This window comes from Klebsiella sp. CN_Kp088 (assembly GCF_040064335.1).
In the GTDB taxonomy this organism is placed as follows: domain Bacteria; phylum Pseudomonadota; class Gammaproteobacteria; order Enterobacterales; family Enterobacteriaceae; genus Klebsiella; species Klebsiella aerogenes.
On the sequence record NZ_JBEAIQ010000021.1, the window covers coordinates 55,629 to 67,798 of the forward strand.

10 protein-coding genes and 1 riboswitch are annotated in these 12,170 nt (G+C 54.8%); of the genes, 7 read left to right on the top strand and 3 right to left on the bottom strand.

Annotation, left to right across the window (positions count from 1 at the left end; all coding sequences use genetic code 11):
- The first annotated feature begins 105 nt into the window (after positions 1 to 105).
- Together sdaA and ABLV08_RS10890 are read left to right on the top strand one after the other, a co-directional pair.
- On the top strand, positions 106 to 1,470 hold the full coding sequence (sdaA, locus tag ABLV08_RS10885) for an L-serine ammonia-lyase (protein ID WP_015705929.1): 1,365 nt from the start codon (positions 106 to 108) through the stop codon (positions 1,468 to 1,470).
- 130 nt (positions 1,471 to 1,600) lie between these two features.
- A complete protein-coding gene (locus tag ABLV08_RS10890; protein ID WP_047077063.1) occupies positions 1,601 to 3,196 on the top strand; it encodes an EAL domain-containing protein in 1,596 nt (531 codons plus the stop codon).
- A gap of 16 nt (positions 3,197 to 3,212) precedes the next feature.
- Here the strand turns inward: ABLV08_RS10890 and yoaE are convergent, their stop codons facing one another.
- Positions 3,213 to 4,772, bottom strand: coding sequence for a CNNM family cation transport protein YoaE (gene yoaE / locus ABLV08_RS10895; RefSeq protein ID WP_015366041.1), 1,560 nt, complete (start codon positions 4,770 to 4,772; stop codon positions 3,213 to 3,215).
- 445 nt (positions 4,773 to 5,217) lie between these two features.
- Here yoaE and manX point away from each other — a divergent pair, with 445 nt between their 5' ends.
- The 5 genes from manX (at position 5,218) to mntP (ending at position 9,434) form a co-directional block, all read left to right on the top strand.
- Complete coding sequence (gene manX / locus ABLV08_RS10900; protein WP_015366040.1) at positions 5,218 to 6,183, top strand: PTS mannose transporter subunit IIAB; 966 nt, start codon at positions 5,218 to 5,220, stop codon at positions 6,181 to 6,183.
- A gap of 55 nt (positions 6,184 to 6,238) precedes the next feature.
- Positions 6,239 to 7,039 carry a PTS mannose/fructose/sorbose transporter subunit IIC gene (locus tag ABLV08_RS10905; protein ID WP_047077062.1) on the top strand — a complete coding sequence of 267 codons (801 nt, stop codon included), beginning with the start codon at positions 6,239 to 6,241 and terminating at the stop codon, positions 7,037 to 7,039.
- 12 nt (positions 7,040 to 7,051) lie between these two features.
- The gene (locus ABLV08_RS10910) at positions 7,052 to 7,903 is read left to right on the top strand and encodes a PTS mannose transporter subunit IID (protein WP_015366038.1); all 852 of its coding nucleotides are present in this window, start codon (positions 7,052 to 7,054) and stop codon (positions 7,901 to 7,903) included.
- Between the two features lie 95 nt (positions 7,904 to 7,998).
- The gene (locus tag ABLV08_RS10915) at positions 7,999 to 8,457 is read left to right on the top strand and encodes a DUF986 family protein (RefSeq protein ID WP_015366037.1); all 459 of its coding nucleotides are present in this window, start codon (positions 7,999 to 8,001) and stop codon (positions 8,455 to 8,457) included.
- 199 nt (positions 8,458 to 8,656) lie between these two features.
- Positions 8,657 to 8,760, top strand: a riboswitch (yybP-ykoY riboswitch).
- Between the two features lie 107 nt (positions 8,761 to 8,867).
- On the top strand, positions 8,868 to 9,434 hold the full coding sequence (gene mntP / locus ABLV08_RS10920) for a manganese efflux pump MntP (RefSeq protein WP_015366036.1): 567 nt from the start codon (positions 8,868 to 8,870) through the stop codon (positions 9,432 to 9,434).
- Between the two features lie 3 nt (positions 9,435 to 9,437).
- Here the strand turns inward: mntP and rlmA are convergent, their stop codons facing one another.
- Both rlmA and ftsI read right to left on the bottom strand, forming a co-directional pair.
- Positions 9,438 to 10,232: a 23S rRNA (guanine(745)-N(1))-methyltransferase gene (gene rlmA, locus ABLV08_RS10925; RefSeq protein ID WP_126026600.1), complete on the bottom strand. Its 795-nt coding sequence runs from the start codon at positions 10,230 to 10,232 to the stop codon at positions 9,438 to 9,440.
- Positions 10,233 to 10,293: 61 nt separating this feature from the next.
- Complete coding sequence (gene ftsI, locus ABLV08_RS10930; RefSeq protein WP_320896697.1) at positions 10,294 to 12,039, bottom strand: peptidoglycan glycosyltransferase FtsI; 1,746 nt, start codon at positions 12,037 to 12,039, stop codon at positions 10,294 to 10,296.
- Positions 12,040 to 12,170 lie beyond the last annotated feature (131 nt).

The following is a 12,170-nucleotide window of genomic DNA, read 5'->3' on the forward strand; positions in this document are numbered from 1 at the left end:
TTTAATTCATGTGAATAGTTAAGCTGACAACCCGGTTCCCTCTTACACTATGCGCAGTTATTACATCGTTACCGCAACCGCGGTAACCCTGTCAGGAGTGTTATCGTGATTAGTATATTCGACATGTTCAAGGTGGGGATTGGTCCCTCATCTTCCCATACTGTAGGGCCGATGAAGGCCGGTAAACAGTTCGTCGATGACCTGGTCGAAAAGGGATTGCTTAATGAAGTGACGCGCGTCGCCGTTGACGTCTATGGGTCGCTTTCATTAACCGGCAAAGGCCACCACACGGACATCGCCATTATCATGGGACTGGCGGGCAATCTGCCTGCGACGGTCGATATTGACGCGATCCCGGCATTTATCCGCGACGTAGAAACCCGCGGCCGTCTGCTGCTGGCAAACGGGCAACACGAAGTCGACTTCCCGGCGGATGACGGCATGCGTTTTCGTAGCGACAACCTGCCGCTGCACGAAAACGGCATGACTATCCATGCGTGGGCCGGCGAGAAAGAAATCTACAGCAAGACTTACTATTCAATCGGCGGCGGTTTTATCGTCGACGAAGAGCATTTCGGCAAAGAAGACGCGAGCGAACTGCAGGTTCCGTATCCGTTTAAATCGGCACAGGAAATGCTGGGCTACTGCAAAGAAACCGGTCTGTCGCTCTCCGGCATGGTGATGCAAAACGAACTGGCGCTGCACAGCAAGCAAGAGATCGAGGCCTATTTTGAAAACGTCTGGCAAACCATGCGCGCCTGTATCGATCGCGGCATGAACACCGAAGGTGTGCTGCCGGGGCCGCTGCGCGTGCCGCGTCGCGCTTCGGCGCTGCGTCGTCTGCTTGTCGCCAGCGATAAGCTGTCTAACGACCCGATGAATGTTGTCGACTGGGTGAACATGTTCGCGCTGGCGGTCAACGAAGAGAACGCCGCCGGCGGCCGCGTTGTTACCGCGCCGACCAACGGCGCCTGTGGTATCGTTCCGGCAGTTCTCGCCTACTACGATCACTTTATCGAGTCCGTCAGCCCGGATATCTATATTCGCTACTTTATGGCGTCCGGCGCGATTGGCGCGCTGTACAAGATGAACGCGTCCATTTCCGGCGCGGAAGTCGGCTGTCAGGGCGAAGTCGGCGTCGCCTGTTCAATGGCAGCGGCGGGCCTGGCTGAACTGCTTGGCGCCAGCCCGGAGCAGGTTTGCGTGGCGGCGGAAATCGGCATGGAACATAACCTCGGCCTGACCTGCGACCCGGTCGCCGGCCAGGTTCAGGTGCCGTGCATCGAGCGAAACGCTATCGCCTCCGTGAAGGCGATTAACGCCGCGCGTATGGCGATGCGCCGCACCAGCGAACCGCGCGTCTCTCTCGATAAAGTTATCGAGACCATGTACGAAACGGGTAAAGACATGAACGCCAAATATCGCGAAACTTCTCGCGGCGGCCTGGCGATCAAAGTCCAGTGTGACTAAACCACGTCTGTGAAATGCGCCCTTTCCGGGCGCATTTTTCTTTTTCTCCCACCAACTTATCTTACCCACTACACTTGCTTTAAGCCGGCTGTTACTCTTATTCCTCTATTTAGCCGACAGGGCGCCGCGCATGCAAAATGCACAGAAGGTCATTTCGACATATCGCCGCAAGCGCATTCTTGTGTGCCTGGCCGTTGCATTTCTGACGCTTGCCGTCACCCTGACAATCCGATTTATTTCACAGCGTAGCCAAAATCAACAGCGCATCCAGACGGTGACCCGCAATATGGTGATCGCGATGGACAATATCCTGCAACCGCTGGCGGCAAAACACGCTACCCTGCTGAGTATGGTGGGCAAACCCTGTCAGGATGTGCATCTTGAGTTGCGTAAAACCGCAGCCACTCTACAGACCGTACGCTCAATCATCCTTGTTCAAGCCGGGATGGCCTACTGCTCCAGTATTTTTGGCCCACGCCATGTGGCCATTCATCAGCTGCAGCCAACGTTGCCGGCAGTCAACCCGCTGCTGGCCTTTTCAACAGATAACTCGCTGCTCAAAGGCACACCGGTACTGATTCAGTGGTATCCCTCCTCCGTAAGCGGTGCCGACGGCGCGTTGTTAATTATCAATATTGAGCTGCTTGGCGAATTGATTCTAAAAGAAAAATCATCGTTGATAAGCGACATCAGCCTCACGGTAGGCAACAAGAGTTTTCTCAGCGATGTTGGCGTCGTTGCAAGCGATCGGTTGCCGGGTCTGCCGATAATTTACCGGCAAAGCTCCAGCCAGTTTCCCTTTACCATCAACATCAGCGGCCCGGGAGCCTCCGCGGTAGCCTTAGAAGAGCTGCCCGCCGAATTACCGCTGGCGCTGATGTTCAGCCTGTTGATGACCGGTATCGCCTGGTTGACGACCGCAGGACGAATGACTTTCTCGCGCGAAATAACCCTGGGTATCGCCGCCCACGAGTTCGAGGTATGGTGCCAGCCGCTGCAGGATTTACGTACTCAGGAGTGTTGTGGCGTAGAAATTTTGCTGCGCTGGAACAATCCGCGCCGCGGAAATATCTCGCCGGATGTATTTATCCCGATTGCTGAAGGCTACAACCTGATAGTCCCCCTGACCCGCTACGTCATCGCTGAAACCGCCCGCCGGCTGCATTATTTCCCGCAGGATGCCAATTTTCATATTGGTATTAACGTGGCGGCGCGTCATTTCAGCAACGGCGAGCTGCTGCGCGATCTGCACACCTATTGGTTCAGCGCTAATCCGGTACAGCAGCTGGTGGTCGAGCTGACCGAACGCGATGTCCTGTGTGAAGGCGATCATCACATGGCGGAGCACCTGCATTTTAAAGGCGTCCAGCTGGCCATTGATGACTTTGGCACCGGTAACAGTTCGCTATCCTGGCTGGAAAAACTTCGCCCGGATGTACTGAAAATTGATAAATCTTATACCGGCGCCATTGGCATTGATGGGGTCAACGCGACGGTGACCGATATGATTATCGCCCTGGCGCACCGGCTCAAAATCGTCACCATTGCCGAAGGCGTCGAAACTCAGGAACAGAAGATTTACATGCGTAGCCACGGCGTGGATTTACTACAGGGATATTATTATGCCCGCCCGTTGCCGGTGGAGGATTTTCCGCGCTGGCTGGCGGAAGAGAAGCACCGTCTGGCGGCGACTGGGGGTAAAAAACAACCCGCCGGGCAAGTTTAGCCCGGCGGGTTCGGCATTACTCTTCTTCGTCGTTATCGTGGACGGTTTTAATGACCCGTACCAGATCGACGCGATAATCATTGGCTTCAACGATGGTGAACTGCAGCGGCGGCAGTTCGACAACATCGCCTATCCGCGGGATATGACCGTTCGCGGAGATAACCAGCCCGGCAACGGTCGCGATATCATCGTCTTCGTTGACCAGGTCGTCCAGCCCCAGCGCCTGCTGCAGCGCGTGGAGGTCGGTTGAGCCTTTGATTAACCACCCCTCGCCATCCAGTACAATTTCCGGCGTTTCATCCGCATCCGGGAACTCACCGGCAATCGCTTCCAGGACATCCAGCGGCGTCACCAGCCCCTGCACCACGCCAAATTCGTTGGTGACGATGACAAAGCTACCGCGCGCCCGGCGCAGCACGCCCAGCAGGTTGATCGGGTCCAGCGTTTCCGGCACCACAATCGCCGGAGAAGCGGAAGCCATTGCGGCAACGTTCTCGCCCGCTTCCAGCGCCACCAGCATCTCTTTGGCGCGTACAATACCGATGATTTCATCAAGCTCGCCGCGGCACACCGGGAACATGCTGTGCGGGGAAGAAAGCAGCTGGCGACGAATTTCGTCTTCGCTCTGCTCAGCATCCACCCAGCTAATTTCGCCTCGAGGAGTCATGATACTGCGCAATGAGCGCTGCGCCAGGGTCAGCACGCCGTTAATCATATAGCGTTCTTCTTCAGCAAACGCCCCTTCCGGCACCGGCACTGCCGCCGGGCTATCGCTATCGTGCGCCACGGTCGCCTGTTTGCGACCGCCCATCAAGCGCAGAATCGCATCAGCGGTACGCGCGCGCAGCGGCAACGTCGACTGGTGGCGGATAAAATTACGCCGCGCCACCTGGTTAAAGAACTCAATGGTAATCGAGAAGCCAATCGCCGCGTACAGGTAGCCCTTCGGAATATGGAAGCCAAAGCCTTCTGCCACCAGACTCAGACCAATCATCAGCAGGAAGCTCAGACACAGCACGACAACCGTCGGATGTTGGTTCACGAAGCGGGTTAACGGCTTCGAGGCCAGCAGCATCAGGATCATCGCGATCACGACCGCAGCCATCATCACCGGCAAATGGTTTACCATGCCAACGGCGGTAATCACCGCATCAAGCGAGAAGACGGCATCCAGCACCACAATTTGTAGCACGACGACCCAGAAGCTGGCATAGCCTTTGCCGTGACCGGCATCATGCTGGCGGTTTTCCAGTCGTTCATGAAGCTCTGTCGTCGCCTTGAATAGCAGGAAGATACCGCCGACCAGCATGATCAGATCGCGCCCGGAGAACGAAAAATCGCCTATGCTTATCAAAGGCTTGGTCAACGTGACCATCCACGAGATAACCGAGAGCAGCCCCAGGCGCATAATCAGCGCCAGCGACAGGCCGATTATACGTGCCTTATCACGCTGTTTTGGCGGCAGTTTATCGGCAAGGATGGCGATAAAGACCAGGTTATCGATACCCAGAACAATTTCGAGGACTACCAGCGTCAGCAGGCCAGCCCAGATGGTGGGATCCATTAAGAATTCCATGAGCGGCTCCCGTTAACGACAGCGGTAGTCATCGCGATGTCATGCACCGGCGAAACAATGGTTGCTGGTAAAAAAGCCTGTGTGGTTGAGGCGGCAGACGAGTGCCTGAGGGTGAAAAGACGTCGATGACGGTCCATACGGCGGGCTATGCCCTATACTCCTGAGTAATTAAACGGAAGCTAAACATAGCAAAATATAGCGCAGAATTGGCAAAAATTTACCTGTCTTTGCAATAGCTAAGGCTATTTTTTGCGCTGCGAAATTATTGATTATTGAAGCGTAATTTACGGAGCTCCATCACATTAATTATTTTTTCACTATCTAAAATAATTCCCGGTAGTAATTAATTTAGATCTTACACCCTTACTGAATCGATTTTTCCACAAGAGTGATTCAGGATGTATCAGACCAGATGATGCATTCACCATAATAACGGAGGTAGCAAGTGACGATTGCTATTGTAATAGGCACACATGGTTGGGCTGCAGAACAACTGCTGAAAACCGCAGAAATGCTGTTGGGCGAGCAGGAAAACGTTGGCTGGATCGATTTCGTTCCTGGCGAAAATGCCGAAACGCTGATCGAAAAGTACAATGCACAGCTGGCAAAACTGGATACCACAAAAGGCGTGCTGTTCCTCGTTGATACGTGGGGCGGTAGTCCATTTAACGCGGCAAGCCGCATTGTTGTTGATAAAGAAAACTATGAAGTGATCGCTGGCGTCAACGTCCCGATGCTGGTTGAAACCTTCATGGCTCGCGATGACGATCCGTCGTTTGATGAGCTGGTGGCGCTGGCGGTGGAAACCGGTAGCGAAGGCGTGAAAGCGCTGAAAGCCAAACCGGTTGAAAAAGCGGCGCCGGTTCAGGCTGCCGCGCCGAAAGCGGCAACGCCCGCTAAACCGATGGGTCCAAATGATTACATGGTGATTGGCCTGGCGCGTATCGATGACCGTCTTATCCACGGCCAGGTTGCGACCCGCTGGACCAAAGAAACCAACGTCACCCGCATTATCGTGGTCAGCGATGAAGTTGCCGCCGACACGGTGCGCAAGACGCTGCTGACCCAGGTGGCTCCTCCGGGCGTGACCGCTCACGTTGTTGATGTCGCGAAGATGATTCGCGTCTACAACAACCCGAAATACGCCGGCGAGCGTGTCATGCTGCTGTTCACTAACCCAACGGACGTTGAACGTATTGTTGAAGGCGGCGTAAAAATTACCAGCGTCAACATCGGCGGTATGGCTTTCCGTCAGGGTAAAACGCAGGTCAATAACGCGATTTCGGTCGATGCGACAGATATCGAAGCATTCAAAAAGTTGAATGCCCGCGGTATTGAACTGGAAGCGCGTAAAGTTTCCACCGACCAGAAACTGAAAATGATGGATTTGATCGCCAAGGTGGGTAATTAACCCGGCGCTCGCGAGCCAACCTTCACTTTAAGACTTAATCAACAGGAGAAGTACAATGGAGATTACCCTTCTTCAGATTGTGCTGGTGTTCATCGTCGCGTGTATTGCGGGTATGGAGTCGGTACTTGATGAATTTCAGTTCCACCGTCCTCTGGTCGCCTGTACGTTAATTGGCGCCGTTCTCGGTGATATGAAAACCGGTATCATCATCGGCGGTACGCTGGAAATGATCGCTCTGGGCTGGATGAACATCGGTGCGGCAGTTGCGCCTGATGCCGCGCTGGCATCCATTATTTCTACCGTACTGGTTATCGCCGGTCACCAAAGCATTGGCGCCGGTATCGCTCTGGCTATCCCGCTGGCGGCGGCAGGCCAGGTTCTGACCATTATCGTTCGTACCATCACCGTTGCCTTCCAGCACGCGGCGGATAAAGCCGCTGAAAACGGTAACCTGACGGCCATCTCCTGGCTGCACGTTTCCTCTCTGTTCCTGCAGGCAATGCGTATCGCCATCCCGGCGGTTATCGTAGCCATCTCTGTCGGTACCAGCGAAGTTCAGGGTCTGCTGAATGCCATTCCGGAAGTCGTGACTGGCGGTCTGAATATCGCGGGCGGCATGATCGTCGTCGTCGGTTACGCGATGGTCATCAACATGATGCGCGCGGGCTATCTGATGCCGTTCTTCTATCTCGGTTTCGTCACCGCGGCCTTCACCAATTTCAACCTGGTTGCGCTGGGTGTGATTGGTGCCGTTATGGCCATTCTCTACATTCAGCTGAGCCCGAAATATAACCGCGTAGCGGGTGCCCCGGTTCAGGCGGCTGGTAACAACGATCTCGATAATGAACTGGACTAACAGGTGAGCGAAATGGTTGATATGACTAAAAATACCACCGAGAAAAAACTCACTCAGAGTGATATTCGTGGCGTGTTCATTCGTTCTAACCTGTTCCAGGGTTCATGGAACTTCGAACGTATGCAGGCGCTGGGCTTCTGCTTCTCTATGGTTCCGGCAATCCGTCGCCTGTACCCGGAGAACAACGATGCGCGTAAGCAGGCTATTAAGCGTCACCTTGAGTTCTTCAACACCCATCCGTACGTCGCGGCGCCGGTACTCGGCGTAACGCTGGCGATGGAAGAGCAGCGTGCTAACGGCGCGGAAATCGACGATGGCGCAATCAACGGTATCAAAGTCGGTTTGATGGGGCCGCTGGCAGGCGTCGGCGACCCGATCTTCTGGGGTACCGTGCGTCCGGTATTCGCCGCGCTCGGCGCCGGTATCGCGATGAGCGGTAGCCTGCTTGGTCCGCTACTGTTCTTCATCCTGTTCAATGCCGTGCGTCTGCTGACCCGCTACTACGGCGTAGCATACGGCTATCGTAAAGGCGTGGACATCGTTAAGGATATGGGCGGCGGCTTCCTGCAGAAACTGACCGAGGGGGCGTCAATCCTCGGCCTGTTTGTCATGGGGGCCCTGGTTAACAAATGGACGCACGTTAATATCCCGCTGGTGGTTTCCACGATCACCGGTCAGGATGGCCAGACTCGCGTGACCACCGTGCAGACCATCCTTGACCAGCTGATGCCGGGACTGGTGCCGCTGCTGCTGACCTTCGCCTGTATGTGGCTGCTGCGTAAGAAAGTCAACCCGCTGTGGATCATCGTTGGCTTCTTCGTCATCGGTATCGCCGGCTACGCGGTCGGCCTGCTGGGTCAATAATCATCACGTTGTAGGCCGGGGGCAGCTTTGTCCCCGGCTTTTTTTTAGCGTTAAAACGTGTACCTGTATGCAGGTCCACGCTGGCTGGAGGATCAATGGCAATCACGGAGCTGGTGCTCATTCTGTTTATCGTCGCCCTGGTGGCTTTCGCTATCTACGACCAATTTATCATGCCGCGCCGCAATGGCCCTACCCTGCTGTCAATCCCCCTGCTGCGTCGTGGACGCGTCGACGGGATGATTTTCGTCGGCCTGACGGCGATTCTCATTTACAACAATATTGCCAGCCATGGCGAGATAATCACCACCTGGTTATTATCTGCGCTGGCATTAATGGGGTTATATCTGTTCTGGATCCGTACGCCGCGAATTCTGTTTAAAAAGAGCGGTTTTTTCTTTGCCAACGTGTGGATTGAATATCCGCGGATTAAAGCGATGAATTTGTCGGAAGATGGCGTACTGGTGATGCAATTAGAGCAGCGGCGCCTGCTTATTCGCGTACGAAATATCGACGACCTGGAAAAAATATACAAACTACTCGTTACCAGTCAATAAGTTACAGATATAGCCTGCGCTATATTTCCGCCAGTCATTACTGTAGGAATACATAGCCGTGGCTATATTTACCCGCCTCACTTCGTTATATTATTTAACCAATCCTTCACTTAATATTTTAAATGAAAATCGTTATCATTTATTGTGGCTAATATTATTTTTCTGTGATTGTTTTACCTTCTCAAAATATGTTAAGGTTGCGCCCGTCGTTGGGGAGTAGCCGATTTTCCGCAGGTGGAAAATGTACGTGTCAACATACTCGTTGCAAAACGTGGCACGTACGGGTTGAGCGGTCGTTCAATCAGGCGAGACCATAGATACATCACTGCTGTACGTTATGCTCAGGCTCCGCGTATGTTTACTGGGGGCAGCGATGTGTCATATGGATATTCCCCGGTCAGGACACGCTCATGAATATTTCTGCCACTATCCTTCTTGCCTTTGGTATGTCGATGGACGCGTTTGCCGCTTCTATCGGTAAAGGCGCCACCCTGCATAAACCTAAATTCTCCGAAGCGCTGCGCACCGGTCTTATATTCGGCGCGATCGAAACCCTGACGCCGCTGGTCGGCTGGGGGCTGGGCATGTTGGCCAGCCAGTTTGTACTGGAATGGAACCACTGGATCGCTTTCGTGCTGCTGGTGTTTCTCGGCGGGCGTATGGTGATTGAAGGTTTTCGCGGCGGCGATGACGATGAATGTGAAGCGCCGCGTCGCCACGGCTTCTGGTTGCTGGTGACTACCGCATTCGCTACCAGTCTTGACGCGATGGCCGTTGGCGTGGGGCTTGCTTTCCTGCAGGTTAATATTATCGCCACCGCGCTGGCTATCGGCTGCGCCACCTTTACCATGTCAACGCTGGGAATTATGGTTGGCCGCTTTATCGGCCCGCTGCTCGGCAAACGGGCCGAAATTCTCGGCGGTATTGTCCTAATCGGTATCGGCGCGCAGATTCTGTGGGGCCATTTCGCGCCGTAGCCCTTACGCCTCGCGCTGCCAGCAGTGAATCATGAAATCGGTCTGGCAGCCAAAGGTCTCCTGCTGACGCAGTAATTCTCGTACCTCCGGTTTCGCTCGCCAGGCAAACGGCGTCATCTGCAGTAACGCTTCCGCTTGCGTGCCGCTCAACTGCATCGGATAGGCTAACTGCTGCTCATGACGCAGCGTAAAGCCCGGCATCGCTTCCCGGTTCAGTTCATGCAAACGAACTTCATCGTAGATCAGCCCTTTCAGCTCCATCAAATGGCGCGGCCCCGGCGTAGCGGTAATAACCCAACCGCCGCCTTTCACTACACGCGCTAATTCGTCCGCGTTACAGGGCGCATAAATACGCACCACCGCGTCCAGAGACCGATCGGCAAAAGGCAACCGTTGGCTGGAAGCCACGCAGAATTCGACCTGCGGGTAACGTTTAGCGGCGGCGCGGATCGCCGATTTTGAGACGTCGAGGCCGAAACTGCGTGCGGCAATGGCGGCGAAAGCATGCGTGTAGTATCCCTCTCCGCAGCCGATATCCAGCAACTCGCCCGGCGCGAAAGCCCGCAGATAGCTGCAAATCGCCTCACGCAACGGCTGATAATATCCGCCATCGAGGAAGGCGCGGCGCGCCTGCATCATCTCAGCGCTATCGCCCGGATCGCGCGAACGTTTGAACTGCACCGGCAGTAAATTGACATACCCTTCCTTTGCCAGATCGAACTGGTGCCGCTGCGGGCAAATATAGCTATTTGCGCTGCGGCTAAGCGGCGCGTGGCATAGTGGACAGGTATAAGACATGATAACTCCGGTGGCGCTGAAAGGGCGAAAGTGTAGCGCTATTCGCCCTCGCAGACCACTGTTACAACGCGGGAGCCGGATCCTCGCGGTTATGCATGACGATAAGATTCTCAGAGCCTTGCGGCATACCGTCTGGCATCACGTTTTCCAGACGTAACACATCGCCCATGATCTGGCTGAACACCGGCGCGGATACCGCCCCACCGTAGTATTTACCGTTGCTGGGGTCGTTTATCACCACCACCAGCGCAAACTTCGGCTGACTGGCCGGCGCCACGCCGGCGGTGTAGGCGACGTATTTATCGATGTATTTCCCGTCGGGGCCAATTTTCTTCGCCGTGCCGGTTTTAACCGCGATACGATAATCGCGTACCGCCGCTTTCGTCCCGCCCCCGCCCGGCAGCGCCACGCTCTCCATCATATGTTCCACTTCATGCACGATCTCCTGCGGCATTACTCGCGTACCGATAACCGGCGGATCGATACGGGTTATCGACAGCGGGCGCTCAATACCGTAACCGCCGATCGTCGCATAGACATGCGCCAACTGCAGCGGGGTTACCATCAGCCCATAGCCAAAAGCGAAGGTGGCGCGATCCAACTCGCCCCAATAGCGCCGATGCGGCATCAGCCCGGAGCTTTCACCGGTCAAGCCAAGCCCGGTCGGGTCGCCAAAGCCAAAGGCCTTGTAAGTATCAATAAGATGCTGCACCGGCATCGCCAGCGAGAGGTGCGAAACCCCGGTATCGCTCGATTTTTGCAAAATACCGGTGAGCGTCAACTCAGGATAATAACCCACATCGCGAATGCGATGACCATCAAGGGTAAAGGGATGGGTATCAACCACGCTATCCGGCTGCACAATCCCCTGCTGCAGCGCGGTCATAATCACCAGCGGTTTGACCGTTGAACCCGGCTCAAAGGTATCGCTGATAGCGCGATTTCGAAAATCATCGAGCTGGGCGCTGTCGCGGTTATTAGGGTTGAAGTCCGGGTAACTGGCCATCGACAGGATTTCGCCGGTATCAATCTTGATTAATACCGCCGCGCCGGATTCCGCCTTATTCCAACGCACGGCATTATCCAACGCATCTTCCGTCACCGTCTGCAGGCGCTCGTCGATACTGAGCTGCAGGTTATGCGCCGGCACAGCGGCCTGCTCGGTAATATTCTCGATCACTTGGCCATGGCGGTCCTTACGCACCAGCCGACGCCCCGGGGTTCCCATGAGCTGTTTGTTAAAGCTTTTTTCAACCCCCTCGATCCCCTGATTATCCACGTTGGTAAAGCCCAGCAGGTTCGCCGCGACGTGCCCGGCGGGATAGAAGCGGCGTGATTCATCGCGCAGATAAACGCCCGGCAGGTGTAATTTATCGATCCACTCCGCCTGTTCCGGATTAACCTGACGCGCGAGATAGAGGAATCGGGCATGCGGATGTGACTGCACCCGATGAGAGAGGTCAATAAGATCAATATGCAACGCTTCCGCCATTGCCTGCCAGCGCGGACCATAGCCGACGCCGCCCTTTTCCAGCATGGTCTGCGGATCTATCCAGATAGCGCTTACAGGCACGCTCACCGCCAGCGGGCGTCCTTCACGATCGCTAATGGTTCCGCGCATCACGTCGATGGGTTCTTCACGCAGTGAACGCATATCCTCTTGTTTAACCAGATTATCCGGAGAGACGATTTGCAGCCAACCTACCCTCGCCAGCAGAAATCCAAGACATCCCAAAATCGCCACACACAGCAACCCAAAACGGATAGGGAGAAAATTTGTGGCGGACTTACTTTTATTCTTTTGCACCGTAGCTCCAGCATTATTTTGCAACCACCTGATTTAACAGAAAATTGGCCAAACAGACTGCTAAACAGTGCTAATAAGGGTGATGTTTTGCAACAAAGCGCGTCGGAGGGGAAATATTGGAAATACTTTGC